The organism is Streptomyces sp. NPDC007157 (assembly GCF_040634235.1).
GTDB lineage: Bacteria > Actinomycetota > Actinomycetes > Streptomycetales > Streptomycetaceae > Streptomyces.
In genome coordinates, this window is record NZ_JBEYFE010000012.1 from 76,981 (window position 1) to 93,959 (window position 16,979).

The following is a 16,979-nucleotide window of genomic DNA, read 5'->3' on the forward strand; positions in this document are numbered from 1 at the left end:
CGAGCTCCGCGCTACTTGGTCACCTCCGCCGACTCGTAGGCGGTGCCCTTCGGGGCCACGCAGACGAACCAGTCGGCCCCCGGGTAGTCGCGGACCGGCCGGAGCCCCGACTGCCCGCTGTAGTACGGGGAGTCGGCGGGGACCCGCTCGACCCGCGTCGAAGTGCCGTCCTTCCAGTGGCAGGTGACCGCCGCGGCGGTCGTGGCGACCTTGCCGACCACCAGCCGGTCGGCGCTCGCCGGATCGTCACCGAGCCGGGCGGCGGCGGCGTCCAGGTCGGTCCCCGAGAGCGGCTCCACCTCCCGCACCGTGTTGAACATGACCACCTGGCGGCGGAATCCGGCGTAACTGCGGGCGACGAAGTAGGACGTCTTGCCGATCAGTTCGGCGGGCTTGTCCGCGTCCGCGGGTTCGAGCCCCCAGTCACCCATCGCCTTCCACTGCCTCTCGGCCTCGGCACGGGTGAGCGGCGCGCCCCACACCATGACCCCGACGCCCCACTTCTTGCCCTGGTAGCTGCCCAGCGCCAGGTCCGTCGACTCGGGCGTGTACACATGGCGCTCCTCCGGTGACGCCGGCCGGACCGCCACCTCACCGCCCCGGTCCCCGTGCCCCCCGCCCGGCAGTCCCGTCACGGCCAGCGTCCCCGCCGTCGCGCCGACGGCCAGCGCCAGCGCCGTGGCCCCCGTCACCGCCCATCGCCTGGCCCGGCGCCGCCTGCCGCCGCGCATCACCGCCTGGACAGGGGCTATGCCGATCTCGACCTCGTCCGCGGCGTCCGCGAGGAGGAGGGCGATGTCCGACTCCGTCTGTGTCATGCCGTGGTTCTCCCGGTTCGCGCTCATCAGCCACGCCCTCCCTGCGTCACCATCTCGACCAGTCCCGGTATGGCACGGAGTTTCGCGATCCCCTTGGCCGCGTTGCTCTTGACCGTGCCCACCGAGCAGCCCATCGCCTCCGCCGCCTGGGTCTCCGTCAGGTCCTCCCAGTAGCGCAGGACCACCGCCTCCCGCTGCCGCGGCGGCAGTTGGGCGAGTGCCTTGAGCAGGGCGCTGGGGTCGTCGGCCTGGGCGATCCGGTCCCCCGTGTCGGGCACCTCGCGGACCAGGCCCGAGTCGTCCCTGGGCGCGAGGAACTCCTTGAGTTTCCTTCTGTGCCGGCGGGCGTGCGCGTTGATCATCACGCGCCGTACGTACGCCTCCGGATCATCGGCCGAGCCGACCTTGCGCCAGGCCACGAAGACCTGTTCGAGCGTCGACTGGACCAGGTCCTCGGCGGCGTGCTGCTCCCCCGTGAGGAGAAAAGCCGTACGCATCAGCCGCGGCCAGCGGCCGGTCATGAAACTCTGGAACTCCTCGTTCCGAGCGTTCTCCCGCTCCCCCATGGGCACCTCCTAGATGTAATGAGGAGTCCACGAGCCGCTCGGACCGTTGCCTCATCCGGCAGACGTCGGCGAAATTCTTCCCGGCAGCCACAGCAGCATCAGCACCGCCCCGGCCAGCAGCACCCCGGTGCTGGTACGGAAGGCCAGCGCGTATCCCTCGGTCAGGGCCGCGGCCCCGCCGCCCGTGCCGGTCCGGGCCGCCGCGACCGTCGACATCACCGCGAGCCCCAGCGAACCGCCCATCGTGCGCGAGGTGTTGACGAGCCCCGAGAGCAGTCCGGCCTCCGTCGGCGCCGCCCCGGAGGTGGCCAGTGCGGCCAGCGGGGTCGCGGCCAGGCCCGCGCCGAGCATCATCAGGATCCCGGGGAACATGATCGCCGTCAGGTAGGCGCCGTGCGGGCCCATGGTCGACTGCCAGCCGAAGCCGGTCGCCGCGACCAGCGTGCCCGCCACCGCCACCGTCCGCGCGCCCGCCCGCCGCATCAGTCGGGGCGCCGTCTTGGAGCCGACGAGCACCGCGACCGAGCTGGGTATCAGGGCGAAGCCGGCCTCCAGCGGGGAGTAGCCGAGGACGTTCTGGGCGTAGAGCGTCATGAAGTACCACATACAGAACATCGCCGAACCGGACACCAGCATGGCCGCGTTGGCCGACGCCACCGTCCGCCGCGCCAGCAGGCCCAGCGGCATCAGCGGGGCCGCCGTACGCGCCTCGACGGCCAGGAACAGCCCGAGCAGCGCGAGCCCGGCGGCCAGCGGGACCAGGGTGGCGGCCGACGTCCACCCCTTGGCCTCGGTCTGCGAGACGCCGTACGCCAGGGTCGCCAGGCCCGCCGTCACCAGGAGCGCGCCGGGCAGGTCGAGCCGCCGTCCGGCCCCGGCCCGGCTCTCCGTCAGCCACAGCACGGAGCCGGCGAGGACCAGCGCACCCACCGGCACGTTGATCAGCAGCACCCAGCGCCAGGACAGCGTGTCCACCAGCACCCCGCCGACCAGCCCGCCGGCCGCGCCGCCGCCGGCGCCGACCGCCGTCCAGGTGGCGATCGCCCGCGCGCGGGCCGGGCCCTCCGGCACGGCGGCCGTGAGCAGAGTCAGCGTCGAGGGCGCAAGGACCGCCGCGCCCAGCCCCTGCACGGCCCGGGCGAGCAGCAGTTGCCAGCCGTCCTGGGCGAGGCCGCCGCCGAGCGAGGCCAGCGTGAACAGACCGAGCCCGACCAGGAACATCCGCTTACGGCCGTAGAGGTCACCGGCCCGCCCGCCGAGCAGCATGAACCCGGCGAAGGCGATGGCGTACGCGTTCACCACCCACTGCAGGCCGGACGCGCTCAGCCCCAGGTCCGCGCGCATCGACGGCAGCGCCACGTTCACCACGGACACGTCGAGCACCACCAGGAACTGCCCGGCACACGCCAACGCCACCACCAGCCAGGTGGGGGGTGCGGTACGACGGGATATTCGTGAGGTGTCCGCGGCTTCGAGCATGACCGTCATGCTCTCAAGCCGGTTACGGTCCTTGCATCGGCTTTTCGGCCCACCTGGCCTCGGTCGCACGGCCTACACCGCCCGGCACCGCGCCTTTCGCGGTCGCACGGCCTACGCGGCCCCGCATCGCGTCCTTCACCGTCGTGCGGCCTACGCGGCCCGCACCGCGTCCATCGCCGTCGCGCGGCCTACGCGCCCCGCACCGAGTCATCCGCCGTCGTGCGGCCGACACCGCCCCGCATCGCGTCCATCGCCGTCGCGCGGCCTACGCCGTCTTCCGGAGCATGGTCACCACGGCCGCGCCGCCCAGCCCGATGTTGTGCGCGAGCCCCACCCGCGCGCCCGGCACCTGCCGCTCCCCCGCCGTGCCCCGCAGCTGCCACACCAGTTCGGCGGTCTGCGCGAGGCCGGTCGCGCCCAGCGGGTGTCCCTTGGAGATGAGCCCTCCGGAGGGGTTCACCACCCAGCGCCCGCCGTACGTCGTCGCCCCCGACTCGACCAGCTTGCCCGACTCGCCCACCGCGCACATGCCGAGCGCCTCGTACGTCAGCAGCTCGTTGACGGAGAAGCAGTCGTGCAGCTCCACGACGTCGACGTCCTCGATGCCGAGTCCTGAGCGGTCGTAGACCTGGCGGGCCGCCGCCCGTGACATCGGCTGCCCGACGACGTCGATGCACGAGCCCGACGCGAAGGACTCCTCGGTGTCCGTCGTCATCGCCTGCGCGACGATCTCGACGAGGCCGGTGAGCCCGCGCCGTTCGGCGAACCGTTCCGAGACGACCACGGCCGCCGCCGCGCCGTCGGAGGTGGGCGAGCACTGGAGTTTGGTGAGCGGGCGGTGGACGGTGCGGGCGGCGAGGATGCCGGCCACGTCGTACACGTCCTGGAACTGGGCGTACGGGTTGTGCGCGGAGTGCCGGTGGTTCTTGGCGGCCACGGCCGCGAGCTGCGCCTCGGTGGTGCCGTACCGCTCCATGTGCTCGCGGGCCGCGTCACCGAAGATCTGCGCGGTCGGCGGGGTCGCCTCGAAGCCGTGCCGGGCGGCCATGACGCCGTAGTGCCGGGCGACGGGTGACGTGGCGCTCCAGTCATCAGCGGCTCCGCCGCGGGCCCCACCGTCCGCGCCGCTCCCGAGCGCGCCCTTCTTCATCTTCTCGAAGCCGAGGGCCAGGACGCAGTCGGCCGCGCCGCCCTCGACGAGTTGGCGGGCCAGCATCAGGGCCGTGGCACCGGTGGCGCAGTTGTTGTTGACGTTGTAGACGGGGACGCCGGTGAGACCCAGCTCATAGGCGGCGCGCTGGCCGGCGGTGGAGGGCTGGAAACAGTAGCCGACAGGAACCTGTTCCACTTCGGTGTACGAGATCCCCGCGTCGGCGAGTGCTGAGCCGCCCGCCTCCCGGACCATGTCCCAGTACTGCCAATCACGGGTCTCGGGCTTCTCGAACCTGGTCATTCCGACCCCGGCGACATACGCCTTCGCGGCCCTGACGGCATTCATCGCGGCACTCATGGCGCGTGAGACTAGAACACGTTCCACAAATTGGCCAGGGCTTGACGGTAGATCAGAAACCCATGGGAGGGTCAAGAATTCGTTAGCAGCTCGAAGCAACGGAATAGTTGCCTGTGCATACGAGGTTTACCCACCACTTATCCGAGGCGGATCCCGCCTCTCCCCGCTCTGCCCGTCACTCTCTTGGCCCGGAGGCCTCACTCAATGACGCACACGACCGACCAGCCCGCTCGGGGCGCCAGCGGGGCCGTGGTCCCGGTGCTCGCCTTCGCGGGCATCGTGGTCGCGGTGATGCAGACCCTGCTCGTTCCGGTGATCAAGGACCTGCCGCAGCTGCTGGGGACCGAGCCCAGCAACGCCACCTGGGTCCTGACCTCGACGCTCCTGTCGGGCGCCGTGGCCACTCCGATCATGGGCCGCCTCGGCGACCTGTACGGCAAGCGGCGGATGCTGATATTCAGCCTCTCCGTGATGGTGGTGGGCGCGCTGATCAGCGCACTCACCAGCGAACTGCTCACGATGATCGTGGGCCGTACCCTCCAGGGCTTCGCCATGGGCGCGATCCCGCTGGGCATCGGCCTGATGCGCGACATGCTGCCGCGCGAGAAGCTCGCCTCGGCGATGGCCCTGATGAGCTCCTCGATCGGCGTCGGCGGCGGCCTCGCGCTGCCCGCCGCGGCCCTGGTCGCGCAGCACGCCGACTGGCACGCCCTGTTCTACGGCGCCGCCGGCCTGGGTGTCATCGCCATCGTCCTCACCCTCGTCGCGGTACCCGAGTCCTCGGCGCGCGCCGCGGGCACGTTCGACGTGCTGGGCGCGATCGGGCTCTCCGTGGGCCTGGTCCTCTTCCTTCTCCCGATCACCAAGGGCAGCGACTGGGGCTGGACCTCCGGCACCACGCTCGGACTCTTCGCCGCCTCCGCCGTCATCCTCGTCCTGTGGGGCGTGATGGAGCTGCGGATCAAGGCCCCGCTGGTCGACCTGCGCACCACCGCCCGCCCGGCGGTGCTCTTCACCAACCTCGCCTCGATCATGGTCGGGGTCAGCTTCTACGTCGTCTCGCTGGTCCTGCCGCAGCTGCTCCAGCTGCCGAAGGCCACCGGCTACGGGCTCGGCCAGTCGATGGTCACCGCGGGTCTGCTGGTCGCCCCGCTGGGCCTGACGATGATGTTCACGGCCCCCGTCTATGCCCGGCTGTCCGCCAAGTACGGCCCCAAGACCACCCTGATCCTCGGCATGCTGATCATCGGCATCGGCTACGGCGCGGGCCTCGGCCTGATGAGCGCGGCCTGGCAGAGCCTGGTGATCGCCGTGGTGCTGGGCGCGGGCATCGGCCTCGCGTACTCCTCCCTCCCGGCGCTGATCGTCGGTGCGGTCCCCGCGTCGGAGACGGGCGCGGCGAACGGTCTCAACACCCTGATGCGGTCCATCGGTACGTCCGTGTCCAGCGCCGTCATCGGTATGGTGCTGGCCAACACGGCGAACCACGTGGGCGGCGTCGCCATCCCGACCATGCACGGTTTCCGGGTCTCCTTCCTGATCGCGACGGGCGCGGTGGCCGTGGGCCTGGTCCTCGCCCTGCTGCTGCCCAAGCGGAGCCGGACGGCGGCGGAGGCCCCCCAGCACACGCAACTGCGCGCGAGCAGCGACGAGGACGTCGCGCTGGCCAACGCCGAGGAGGTGCTGCGCGGCTTCCGCGGGCGCGTGCTCGACGCGGCGGGCGTCCCGGTGGCCCGCGCCAAGGTCACGCTGATCGACCGACGGGGGCGGCAGGCGGGGGCGACGCTGTCCGGCGACGACGGTACGTACGCGCTGGCGGTGCCCACCGACGGGGCGTACGTGCTGGCCGCGAAGGCGGCGGGGCACGGGCCGTTGGCCTCCTCGGCGTCGTATGCGGGGGATGGCCAGGCCGTCGACCTGGATCTCGCGTTGCCGGGGGAGACCGTGAACGCCTAGCGAGAGGCCGCGGCCTGCCGTCCGGCGGCTGGCCGCGGGCTCGTGAGGGGGCTGCTCGCGCCCACGCGGCGGAGCCGCACATCGACACAGCCCCGCGCCCCTGACGGGGCACGCCACTTCCTTCGCACCCCCTGTCGGACTCCGGCAGGGGGTGCGGCAGCATGGGTGGCCGCAACGTCGTACGACCGAAGGGACCCCCATGGCCGTGGCCGCGCCCCAGCCCGAGACGCTCGCCGCGTTCGAGAAGGCCAAGGGGTTCATGCCCCTGCACGAGGGGCTGGCGCTGTACGCGGCCGCTGTCGAAGCCGGGGAACTCGGCCTCCCGCTCCTGGAGGTCGGGACGTACTGCGGGCGATCCACCCTGCTCCTCGCCGACGCGGCGCGGGCCGCCGGGGTCACCGCTGTCACCGTCGACCACCACCGGGGCAGCGAGGAGCAGCAGCCGGGCTGGGACTACCACGACCCGGAGACGGTCGACCCGGAGCTGGGGCTGATGGACACGCTGCCCACCTTCCGGCGGACGCTGCACCGGGCGGGCCTCGAGGACCACGTCGTCGCCCTGGTGGGCCGCTCCCCCCAGATCGCTTCCTTCTGGAACTCCCCCCTCGGGTTCGTCTTCATCGACGGCGGCCACACCGACGAGCACGCCACCGCCGACTACGAGGGCTGGGCCCCCCATGTGGCGCGGGGCGGGCTCCTGCTCATCCACGACGTCTTCCCGGACCCGAAGGACGAGTTCACCGGCCAGGCCCCCTACCGCGTCTACCTCCGCGCCCTGGAGTCGGGCGCGTTCACGGAGGTCTCGGCGCAGGACTCGCTGCGCGTGCTGCGGCGGACGGGGACGGGGATCTGAGGGCTCGGTCGCAGCCGCGGCGACGCTCGACAGGAGGCGACGTCCGCCCCTCACCCCGCCCCGAGACCTGTCACCGCCGTCATCCCATCGGCCCTCTTGGACCGCGTGGACGCCGTGGACGGCCGCTAGGGTGGCTGATGTGTCGTACACAGGCCCCGAATTCGATTCCCCGCAGCAGCGGCGCTCCCGGCGAGCGCCCATGGCTGTCGCTCTCGCCGCGCTCGTGCCCGGTGCGCTGCTCGGATGGGTGGTGTTCGAGGAGGTGGGGAAGCCCGGTGGGAGTGGTGGCGGGGAGGCGAACGCGGCGGCGCCTCGGTCGGCGCCCGTGTCGCCCGGTGATGACGCCAAGGTGCCGAGCCCGAGCGCGACCCCGCCGCTGAAGGGCAAGGTCGTCGTGATCGACCCGGGGCACAACCCGGGGAACTTCCAGCACACGTCGGAGATCAACCAGAAGGTGGATATCGGGACGAACTGGAAGGAGTGCGACACGACGGGGACCGCCACCAACGCCGGTTACAGCGAGGCACGGTTCACGCTCGACGTCGCGCATCGGCTGCAGACCCTGCTGGAGCGGCAGGGGGCCACCGTGAAGCTGACCCATGACGGGGACCGGCCCGCCTGGGGGCCGTGCGTGACCCAGCGCGCCCGGATCGGGAACGACGCGCACGCCGACGCGGCCATCTCCATCCACGCCGACGGGGCACCCGAGGGCGACCGCGGCTTCCATGTCATCCTCCCGGCCTCCGTGCACTCCGGCAGCGCCGACACCCGCCCGATCGTCGGCCCCTCGCGCACCCTCGGCGAGCACATCGAGAGCGATTTCGCGAAGGCGACCGGCAGTTCTCCGTCCAACTACGTCGGCAACGGCACCGGCCTCGACGTACGCAAGGATCTCGGCGGTCTCAACCTGTCAACGGTTCCCAAGGTGTTCATCGAGTGCGGCAACATGCGCGACAGCAAGGACTCGGCACTCCTGACGAGCGGGACCTGGCGGCAGAAGGCGGCGCAGGGAATCTCTGAGGGAATCGTGAGTTTCCTGCGCGGGTAGGCATCGACGGACTGGTCCGGGCGGACACGCCGATCGTACGAACGATAGTGTCCTTCCTGCGATTCCTACGATGAGGGGCACCCCCGCGACGCCTCCTCCGCCGACGAGACGACCTACGAAGGACCTGAAGTGAATATCCGCTCCCTCACTAGAGGCGACGGCGTGGTGATCGGAGCAGCGGTGTTGCTGTTCATCGCGTCGTTCCTCGACACGTTCGACAAGTCCGGCAACGGTGCCCCGAACGCCTGGGACAACCTCGGCCTGGTGATGAGCATGTACGTCGGCGGCATCGCCGGCGCGGTCCTGATCGTCCTCGCCCGCGCACTGCCGCAGCCGCTGAAGTTCGTCGGTCTCGACCTGGGCCAGATCGGCGTCGGTCTCACCGTGTTCTCGGTGTGGACCGCGTTCTGGTCGACCATCGACCCGCTGGGCGCGTTCGACGACTTCAACACCCTGGACATCGGCGCCGGTTCCGGTCTGATCCTCGGCCTGATCGCGGCGCTGGTCCTGGCCGCGGCCGCGATCGCCACCCCGCTGGTCCCGGCGCTGCAGGCGGCCCTGATCCCGGCCCCCAAGCCGCAGGCTCCGCAGCCCTACGGCGCCCAGCCCCCCGGTGGCTACGGCTACCCGGGTGCCGCCGCCCCGCAGCCCGGCCAGCCGTACGGCGCCCAGCCGCAGGCCGGTCAGCCGTTCGGCCAGCAGCAGCCCCCGGCCGCCGCACAGCAGCAGCCGGCCGGCCCCGCACCCGACTTCTCGCCGTTCTGGTTCGCCGTCCCGGTGGCCCGGCCGCTGTTCGGGGAGGACGGCTCGACCGCGCCGATCGCCGAACTGGCGCCCGGCACCTGGTACTTGGCCGTCGAGCAGCGCGGCGGCGCGCTGGTGGCGCAGACCCAGGACGGCCGCCGCGGCGTGCTGCAGGACACCTCCGGGATCCAGCGCGGCTGATCCGCACAGGACCGCGTACGGCCCCTCTCCCTTCCGGGCGAGGGGCCGTTGTCGTACAGTCCGGAACTCGATCTGACATACCGTCAGGAGGCTCGCATGCGGCTCGGGTTGGCACTCGGATACTGGGGGCGGGGGCCCGCCCCGGACTATGTGCCGCTGGCGCGGGAGGCGGAGCGGCTCGGATACCACTCGGTGTGGACGGCGGAGTCCTGGGGCTCGGACGCGTTCACCCCACTCACCTGGATCGCCGCACAGACGTCAACGATCAGGCTGGGTACGGCCGTTGCCCAGATGGCGGCCCGCCCGCCGACCACCACCGCGATGCACGCGCTGACCCTGGACCATCTGTCGGGGGGCCGGGTGATGCTGGGGCTCGGCCTGTCCGGGCCGCAGGTCGTGGAGGGCTGGTACGGCCGCCCGTTCCCGAAATCACCGCTCACCGCGACCAGGGAGTACGTGGACGTCGTGCGCCAGGTGCTGCGGCGGGAGGGGCCGGTGGAGGCGGCGGGGCGCTTCCATTCCCATCCGTACCGCGGGCCGGACGCCACCGGTCTCGGCAAGCCGCTGAAGCCGATCACCCACCCGCTCCGAGCCGACCTGCCGGTCCTGCTCGGCGCCGAGGGGCCGAAGAACGTCGCCCAGACGGTCCGGATCGCCGACGGCTGGCTGCCGCTGTACTGGGCACCGAGCCGGCCCGAGGTGTACGGGCCCGCGGTGGCCGAGCTGCCGGAGGGCTTCCTGGTCGCCCCGATGGCGCAGGTGAAGGTCTGTGACGACGTGGCCGCCGGGCTGCTGCCCGTCAAGGCCATGCTCGGCTTCTACATCGGCGGAATGGGTCACGCGGCCCGCAACTTCCACGCCGACCTCATGGCACGCATGGGGTACGAGGAGGAGGCGCGGCGGATCCAGGAACTGTTCCTGTCCGGGCGGCGCGAGGAGGCCGTGCTGGCCGTGCCGGACGCGTTCGCCGACGAGATCTCACTGGTCGGCCCGCGCGAGCGCATCGCCGAGCGGCTGGAGTTGTGGCGCAAGGGCCCGGTGACCGACCTGCTGGCCCTGGCCCCCGACCCGCACACCCTGCGGGTGCTCGCGGAGCTCAACTCCTAGGCGGCCGCGCAGGGCGTCCGGACGCAGGACGCCGCGGCGCGGGAAACGGCGCCGGGTCCCCGGCCGAGCCGGACACCCGGCGAACGGCACGCGCGGACTCCGGCGCCGAACCCGAACCACGTTGCTCAGTGGGTGAGTTGAGATGCCGAAGGCACCTTGTTGGTGACCGGGGCACCGGCGCTCTTTCCGGCATCCTTCACGTTGTTGATGACGTCGTTGAACGAACTGGCCGCGTTGCCGTCGCCCTTGCGGAGCTTGGACGGCAGGTCCTTCAGCGCGTCGATGCCGGACGAGAGCGGCGCGACGGCCTTCGACAGCAGCGGGTCGCCCTCGGCGTTCCGCTTGGCGGCCTGCAGCCGGTTGTACGCGAAGGTGCCCGCGAGACCGGCCTTGACGAGGGCGAAGGTACGACCGTGGGCGCCCTTCTTGAACTTGCCCGCCTTCCAGGGCTTGACGATCCACTGGTAGGTGGCACCGGCCGCGAGTGACGCGTTGGCGACGAACCGCGTCTTGGCGAAATTCTGTTTCTCGGCGGACGTACTCGGACTGGGCGTGTCGGCCACGGGCACCGCGGCCATGCCGGTGTCGGTGGACTTGCTCTGCGTGCTGCTGCACGCGGTCACGCCGGCGACGAGTGCGCAGCAGAGCGTCAGCGCGACGACCAGGCGCCGTATCGGTACGGGCACGGGGTCCTCCCGTGTGTCTCGATGTCCTCCCCGAGCGGTTGCTTCCTCCGGCAGCGTCACCCAGATGGAGGCGCCGCGCCACTCGGGGGAACCCGGTTCAGGTTTCAAGGACCGATCGACGGCAACCCGGAGGGCATGTCCCCTCGATATCGTCACAATCAGGCCGGCACGGTCGTCGCGGTCGTCGCCGACATCATGGCCCTCATACTGGGCCTCTGGATAATGATGTACCTGTTGGACGCGAACCGGGCGAACAGCCTGGTCCAGTTCATCCACAACGCGGCCGCCTGGCTGGCCGGCTGGTCACGCGACCTGTTCACCTTCGACGAGGCGTGGGCGAGGGTGGTGGCGGGATACGGCCTGGCAGCGGTCGTCTACCTGTTCATCGGCCACGCGATCGCCAACCGGATGCAGCGGCACTGAACCGCGCCCCCACGGGGCGCGAGGCCGTGTCGGCGTGCGGCTCCGCCCCGTGGCGCAACCGGCCGTACGGCGCCGCACCCGCCGTACGCCGCCGCCCCGCCCCTCAGGCGCAGCAATCCACCTCGAGCCCGGAAGGCAGCCGCCCTCCTCCGAACACCGCACACGTGGCGTCATGCCCCCCGAGCGCGGCGACCGCCAGCAACAGCGACCCCGCCGTCCACGTGGTGAGCTCCCGCGGCCAGATCGCGTCGTCCTCGAAGACGTATCCGGTCCAGTACAGCCCCGACTCCGCGTCCCGCAGATGCTGGATCGACTGCAGGATCTCCAGCGCCCGGTCGGACTCCCCGACCGCCCACAGCGCGAGGGCGAGTTCGGCCGACTCCCCGCCCGTCACCCACGGATTGGGCACGACGCACCGCACCCCGAACCCGGGTACGACGAACCGCTCCCAGTCCTTCTCGATCCGCGCGGCCGCCTCCGCACCGGTCAACGCCCCGCCCAGCACCGGGTAGTACCAGTCCATCGAGTACCGGTCCTTGTCCAGGAACCGCTCGGGGTGGCGCCGTATCGCGTGCCGCAGCGCGCCCACCGCCAACTCCCAGTCCGGCTGCGGCTCTTCGCGCTGCTCGGCGATGGCGAGCGCACAGCGCAGCGCGTGGTGGACCGATGAACTCCCGGTCAGCAGCGCGTCGTCGGTGGGCCTCCCGCCGTCCTCGCGCCGCCAGCCGATCTCGCCGCCGGGCTGCTGCAGCCGCAGCACCCACTCGACGGCCGCGTACACGGCGGGCCACATCCGGTCGAGGAAGGTGTCGTCGCCGGTGGAGAGGTAGTGGTGCCAGACGCCCACGGCGATGTAGGCGACGAAGTTGGACTCGCGGGCGCGGTCGGTGACGTCGTCGTGCGCGCCGTCGGCGTAGGCCGCGTACCAGGAGCCGTCCTCGTTCTGGTGCTCGGCGAGCCAGGTGTAGGCCCGCTCGGCGGCGGTGTGCTCACCGGCCGCGTCCAGCGCCATCGCGGCCTCGGTGTGGTCCCAGGGGTCGAGGTGGTGCCCCCGGAACCACGGGATCGCGCCGTCCTCCCGCTGCACGGCGAGGATCCCGCGGACGGTCGCGGCAGCCTGCTCGGCGGTGAGGACCCCGGGCAGGACGAGGTGTTCTGTCCGGGGGGTGGTCACTTGGCGGCCACCTCGGCGTCCGACGGGGCGCCGGTCCCGGTTTCGGTCCCCGTCTCGGTCCGGGGCAGGTGCGGCTTGGTGGCGTAGACGACGAGGCTCTTGCCCATCACCGGGTTCAGCGCCTGCTCGGCGAGGCGCGTGGCCAGCGGCTTCTTCATGATGTCCCAGACGAGCAGCTTGTGGTAGGCCCGTACCGGCAGCGCCTTGTCGTTGTCGACGCCGAACGCGCACTTCAGCCACCAGTAGGGCGAGTGCAGCGCGTGGGCGTGGTGGCTGCCGTACGGCCGCAGACCGGCTTCCTTGATCTTCCCGATCAGCTCGTCGGCCTTGTAGATGCGGATGTGTCCGCCCTCGACCTCGTGATAGGCGTCGGAGAGCGTCCAGCAGACCTTCTCGGGGCCGTAGCGCGGCACGGTGACGGCTATCCGGCCGCCGGGCCTGAGCACGCGCACCATCTCGGCGAGCACGCCCTTGTCGTCGGGGATGTGCTCCATGACCTCGGAGATGATGACGACGTCGAAGGACTCGTCGGGGAAGGGCAGCGCCAGCGCGTCGCCCTCCATGGCGGTGGCCGTCGCGCCGGCCGGGGCCTCGCCGGCCTCCGCCATCGCCGCGAACCACTTGGCGACCTCGCGGATCTCCTCTCCGTTCTGGTCGAGCGCCACGACCTGGGCGCCGCGCCGGTAGCACTCGAAGGCGTGGCGTCCTGCCCCGCAGCCGAGGTCCAGTACGCGGTCGCCCGGGGCGAGCGGGAACCGGGAGAAGTCGACGGTCAGCACGTGGCCCTGCTTTCACTCTCGTGACGAACACCAGCTGAGGCCGCGGAGCGGCCGGGATTGCGGGGCGCGGAGCGGGCCACGGCCTCGGTCGCGGAGCGGCCGGAAGCGGCGTCCGTGCCGCCCGCGGAGCGGGCGATCGCCTCGCGGTACCGGGCCACCGTGCCCTCCGCGGCGCGCGCCCAGGTGAAGTGCCGTAGCACCCGCTCCCGGCCGGCCCGGCCGAGGCGCGCGCGGAGTTCGGGGTCGCCGAGGAGCCGGCTCAGCCCGGCGGCCAGCGCGCCGGCGTCGCCCGGCGGCACGGCCAGGCAGGTCTCCCCGTCCCGTCCGGCGACCTCGGGAATCGCACCGCCCGTCGTCGCGAGCAGCGGGGTGCCGGTCGCCATCGCCTCGGCGGCGGGCAGCGAGAAGCCCTCGTAGAGCGACGGCACGCACGCGACCTCGGCGGACCGGACCAGGTCGACGAGTTCGGCGTCGGAGATGCCCTTCACGAACTCGACGGCGCCGTCGAGGCCGTACCGCTCCATGGCCTGCGCGACGGGCCCCTCGGTGGGCCGCTTGCCGACGACGACGAGGTGGGCGGCGGGGTGCTCGGTCCGTACCTTGGCGAGGGCCTCGACGAGGAAGACCAGCCCCTTCAGGGGTACGTCCGCGCTGGAGGTGGTGACGATCCGGCCGGGCACCTGGGGTACGGCGGGATTCGGCGCGAAGAGGTCGGTGTCGGCTCCGATGTGGACGACGTGGACGCGGTCCTCGCGTACGCCGAGATGGTCGACGATCTCCTGGCGGGAGGTGCCGGAGACGGTGAGCACGGAGGGCAGCCGGCGGGCGACCCGCTTCTGCATCCGGGTGAAGGCGTACCAGCGCCGTACGGAGTACCGCCGCTTCCAGCCGTCGGCCGCGTCCAGCTCCAACTGCCGGTCGACGGTGATGGGGTGGTGGATGGTGGTGACGAGAGGCGCGCCGACGTCCCCCAGCAGGCCGTATCCCAGCGTCTGGTTGTCGTGGACGACGTCGAACTCACCGGCGCGGGCGCGCAGATGGCGGCGGGCGCGCAGCGAGAAGGTCAGCGGTTCGGGGAAGCCGCCGGTCCACATGGTGGCCACTTCGAGCGCGTCGACCCAGTCCCGGTACTCGTCCCGCCCGGGCGTCCGGAAGGGGTCCGGGGAGCGGTACAGGTCGAGGCTGGGCAGCTCGGTGAGGGTGAGCGCGGGGTAGCCCTCGTCCAGGACGGGGTACGGCTGTGAGCCGATCACCTCGACGCGGTGCCCGAGGCGGGCCAGCTCGCGGGAGAGGTGCCGTACGTAGACGCCCTGGCCACCGCAGAACGGGTTCCCTTTATAGGTGAGGAGCGCGATGCCGAGCGGTCGCTCGCCGTCGGCGGCGGGTTCCTCGTCGGTACCCGTCCGCCTGGCCTCAGCGGTCACTCTGGGCCCCCTTCTCCCTGCACTTTCCCGCGAGATTACGCCGGGACGCTAATCTAGAACAAGTTTCAGACTTGATCGTTCAAGAGGCTCTGAATCTACCGGCAGGTAGGGGCGGAGTGAGCAGTGGATCAGGTGATTCGCGCCACGACGCGACCCCTGCCATGCTGTCTGATCACTCGCCCTGAGCACTGCCCTCACCGACTGTCACGGACGGGACCCATGCCTGCGGAAGCCAAGGTGGACATCGGCGCCAGATCGGCCACCCCGCCGCTCACCGAGCGGCAGGAGGCCCGGCGCCGCCGGATCCTGCACGCGAGCGCCCAGCTGGCCAGCCGGGGCGGTTTCGACGCGGTGCAGATGCGTGAGGTGGCCGAGTCCTCCCAGGTGGCGCTGGGCACGCTCTACCGCTACTTCCCCTCCAAGGTCCATCTGCTGGTCGCGACCATGCAGGACCAGCTGGAACACATGCACGGCACGCTGCGCAAGAAGCCGCCGGCGGGCGAGGCGGCGTCCGAGCGGGTCGCCGAGACCCTGATGCGGGCCTTCCGGGCACTGCAGCGCGAGCCGCACCTGGCGGACGCGATGGTCCGCGCGCTCACCTTCGCCGACCGCAGCGTCTCCCCCGAGGTGGACCAGGTCTCCCGGCAGACGACGGCGATCATCCTGGACGCGATGGGCCTGACCGACCCGTCCCCCGCCCAGCTCTCCGCCGTCCGCGTCATCGAGCACACCTGGCACTCGGCCCTGATCACCTGGCTGTCGGGGCGCGCCTCCATCGCCCAGGTGAAGATCGACATCGAGACGGTCTGCCGGCTGATCGACCTGACGGAGCCGGGCGCGAAGCCGTAGCCCGCGCGGGCTCGGGGCATGCGAAGACCTACGAGACGGGTTCCCTTCGCCGGCATGGTCCGGATCAGGTGATGGGGGTCGCCGTCAGGCCAAACCGCCGCCTTCCGACCTCTCAGCCCGACCGTCGACGTCGGCACCGGCGGATGCTTTGTGCATCTGCGTCACGCCTGAGTCGGCTACGCCGCTCGGACTCCCTCACTCGCCTCGTAGGCTGACTTCAGGATAGAACGCGCAGAGGGGAATAGAACACCCCAATGGTGGATTTTTTACACTTTTCCTGATACACGCCCCGTGCGAGCGCCTCCGGCGCGCAACCCCACCACCGCCGGCACGCGATCCCACCGGCTCCGGCCCGCTACCCCACCGTCTGCAGCCCGCTCCAGCTCCGCCCGAGCGCGGTCTCCCCCGCCCAGCGCTCCAGCAGCAGCCGGGCCTCCGCCTCCGGGGCCGCCAGGGACACCCGCTGGGCCCCCGCGTGGACCTTGCGCGACTGTTCGTGGGTGCCCTCGCTGCAGCAGGAGCAGAGCATCTCCAGGCTGCTCGCGGGTTCCGCGCCGAAGTCGTGCTCGACGAAGAGGGCGACCAGCGCGTCGAGGTCGGCGGCCTCGCCGGCGTTCACCGTCACCTCCAGGGTCGGCAGCCCGGACGCCCGCAGGAGGAGCAGTTCGTCGAAGACGGGGAACTCACGGCCTTCGACCACCCGGCGCCCCGTGGGCTCGCCGTCGTGCACGACGATCTCCCCGAACCGCCGTCCCGCCGTCACCGGCACGTTCATCACCCTCCCCCGCGTCGGGCACAGCCGGTCGATCCACACGACCTCCCGCTCGCCACCGGTGTCCAGCCGCACACAGGCCGCCCCGAACCGCCCGTCGATCTCCCCCTCCCCCGCCGGGAGTTCGATGCCGAAGCCGGCCCAGGCGTCCCGGGCGGTGGCCCAGTCGCCCTGGATGGTGGCCGCGATGCCGAGGTTCCAGAAGGCCGGGTCGCCCTCGCCGCGCGGAGCACGGGCGGCGGCCTCGCGGCCCAGTGCGTAGGCCTTGGCCCAGTTGCGCAGGAACTTGTGGGCGAGCGCGGCGTCGTACCACCACACCGCGCTCCGCTCCTCGTCCGGGAACCGCGCGAGAACCTGCTCGAAGAGCCCGGCGGCGGACAGCCACTCCTCGGCCTCCCACGCCTCGTAGGCCGCTTTGATCAGGCCCTCGGCCTCGGTCTTGCGCACGTTCCCCACCCTGGTCGGCCCGTCGGACCGCAGGAGCGTATCCCAGGCCACCGACAGGCCGGGCCTGCCACCGACGGGCCACGCCCGGCCGTTGGCAGGCCGACGCCAGGCCGCCCCGTCAGCTGCCGGCTCAGCCCCCGGAT

At 71.8% G+C, this 16,979-nt stretch carries 16 protein-coding genes; 7 read left to right on the forward strand and 9 right to left on the reverse strand.

Annotation, left to right across the window (positions count from 1 at the left end; all coding sequences use genetic code 11):
* Positions 1–11 precede the first annotated feature (11 nt).
* The 4 genes from ABZ642_RS22515 to ABZ642_RS22530 all read right to left on the reverse strand — a co-directional run bounded on the left by ABZ642_RS22515 (position 12) and on the right by ABZ642_RS22530 (position 4,373).
* Positions 12–845 carry a hypothetical protein gene (locus ABZ642_RS22515; protein WP_360486788.1) on the reverse strand — a complete coding sequence of 278 codons (834 nt, stop codon included), beginning with the start codon at positions 843–845 and terminating at the stop codon, positions 12–14.
* Entirely contained in the window at positions 845–1,384 is a 540-nt protein-coding gene (locus ABZ642_RS22520; protein WP_360486791.1) for a SigE family RNA polymerase sigma factor, read from the reverse strand. Before ABZ642_RS22520 ends, ABZ642_RS22515 begins: the two co-directional genes overlap by 1 nt.
* Before the next feature lie 51 nt (positions 1,385–1,435).
* On the reverse strand, positions 1,436–2,863 hold the full coding sequence (locus ABZ642_RS22525) for an MFS transporter (protein WP_360486794.1): 1,428 nt from the start codon (positions 2,861–2,863) through the stop codon (positions 1,436–1,438).
* A 265-nt stretch (positions 2,864–3,128) separates the two neighbouring features.
* Positions 3,129–4,373 (reverse strand): lipid-transfer protein, encoded by a 1,245-nt coding sequence (locus ABZ642_RS22530; RefSeq protein ID WP_360486797.1) that lies wholly within the window; start codon positions 4,371–4,373, stop codon positions 3,129–3,131.
* Between the two features lie 204 nt (positions 4,374–4,577).
* Between ABZ642_RS22530 and ABZ642_RS22535 the strand changes: the two genes are divergently transcribed.
* The 5 genes from ABZ642_RS22535 to ABZ642_RS22555 all read left to right on the forward strand — a co-directional run bounded on the left by ABZ642_RS22535 (position 4,578) and on the right by ABZ642_RS22555 (position 10,282).
* Complete coding sequence (locus ABZ642_RS22535) at positions 4,578–6,329, forward strand: MFS transporter (protein WP_360486800.1); 1,752 nt, start codon at positions 4,578–4,580, stop codon at positions 6,327–6,329.
* 199 nt (positions 6,330–6,528) lie between these two features.
* The gene (locus ABZ642_RS22540) at positions 6,529–7,182 is read left to right on the forward strand and encodes a class I SAM-dependent methyltransferase (protein ID WP_360486803.1); all 654 of its coding nucleotides are present in this window, start codon (positions 6,529–6,531) and stop codon (positions 7,180–7,182) included.
* A gap of 139 nt (positions 7,183–7,321) precedes the next feature.
* Positions 7,322–8,230, forward strand: a complete 909-nt coding sequence (locus tag ABZ642_RS22545; RefSeq protein ID WP_360486806.1) for an N-acetylmuramoyl-L-alanine amidase — start codon at positions 7,322–7,324, stop codon at positions 8,228–8,230.
* A gap of 129 nt (positions 8,231–8,359) precedes the next feature.
* On the forward strand, positions 8,360–9,175 hold the full coding sequence (locus tag ABZ642_RS22550) for a hypothetical protein (protein WP_360486809.1): 816 nt from the start codon (positions 8,360–8,362) through the stop codon (positions 9,173–9,175).
* A gap of 96 nt (positions 9,176–9,271) precedes the next feature.
* Positions 9,272–10,282, forward strand: a complete 1,011-nt coding sequence (locus tag ABZ642_RS22555; RefSeq protein ID WP_360486812.1) for an LLM class F420-dependent oxidoreductase — start codon at positions 9,272–9,274, stop codon at positions 10,280–10,282.
* Between the two features lie 125 nt (positions 10,283–10,407).
* On the opposite strand, the gene ABZ642_RS22560 is transcribed toward ABZ642_RS22555, so the two are convergent.
* On the reverse strand, positions 10,408–10,968 hold the full coding sequence (locus tag ABZ642_RS22560; RefSeq protein ID WP_360486815.1) for a hypothetical protein: 561 nt from the start codon (positions 10,966–10,968) through the stop codon (positions 10,408–10,410).
* A gap of 135 nt (positions 10,969–11,103) precedes the next feature.
* On the opposite strand from ABZ642_RS22560, the gene ABZ642_RS22565 reads away from it, so the two are divergent.
* The gene (locus ABZ642_RS22565) at positions 11,104–11,391 is read left to right on the forward strand and encodes a hypothetical protein (RefSeq protein WP_360486818.1); all 288 of its coding nucleotides are present in this window, start codon (positions 11,104–11,106) and stop codon (positions 11,389–11,391) included.
* Between the two features lie 103 nt (positions 11,392–11,494).
* On the opposite strand, the gene ABZ642_RS22570 is transcribed toward ABZ642_RS22565, so the two are convergent.
* From ABZ642_RS22570 to ABZ642_RS22580, 3 genes are read right to left on the reverse strand one after another with little or no spacing between them, the layout of a single operon-like run.
* Complete coding sequence (locus ABZ642_RS22570; RefSeq protein ID WP_360486821.1) at positions 11,495–12,565, reverse strand: prenyltransferase; 1,071 nt, start codon at positions 12,563–12,565, stop codon at positions 11,495–11,497.
* The gene (locus tag ABZ642_RS22575) at positions 12,562–13,344 is read right to left on the reverse strand and encodes a class I SAM-dependent methyltransferase (RefSeq protein ID WP_360486824.1); all 783 of its coding nucleotides are present in this window, start codon (positions 13,342–13,344) and stop codon (positions 12,562–12,564) included. Before ABZ642_RS22575 ends, ABZ642_RS22570 begins: the two co-directional genes overlap by 4 nt.
* Positions 13,338–14,768: a glycosyltransferase family 4 protein gene (locus tag ABZ642_RS22580; RefSeq protein ID WP_360486827.1), complete on the reverse strand. Its 1,431-nt coding sequence runs from the start codon at positions 14,766–14,768 to the stop codon at positions 13,338–13,340. The genes ABZ642_RS22575 and ABZ642_RS22580 overlap by 7 nt, the downstream gene beginning before the upstream one ends.
* A gap of 219 nt (positions 14,769–14,987) precedes the next feature.
* Between ABZ642_RS22580 and ABZ642_RS22585 the strand changes: the two genes are divergently transcribed.
* On the forward strand, positions 14,988–15,617 hold the full coding sequence (locus ABZ642_RS22585; protein ID WP_360486830.1) for a TetR family transcriptional regulator: 630 nt from the start codon (positions 14,988–14,990) through the stop codon (positions 15,615–15,617).
* A 355-nt stretch (positions 15,618–15,972) separates the two neighbouring features.
* Here ABZ642_RS22585 and ABZ642_RS22590 read toward each other — a convergent pair whose 3' ends face one another.
* The gene (locus ABZ642_RS22590; RefSeq protein ID WP_360486833.1) at positions 15,973–16,836 is read right to left on the reverse strand and encodes a tetratricopeptide repeat protein; all 864 of its coding nucleotides are present in this window, start codon (positions 16,834–16,836) and stop codon (positions 15,973–15,975) included.
* Positions 16,837–16,979: the final 143 nt, after the last annotated feature.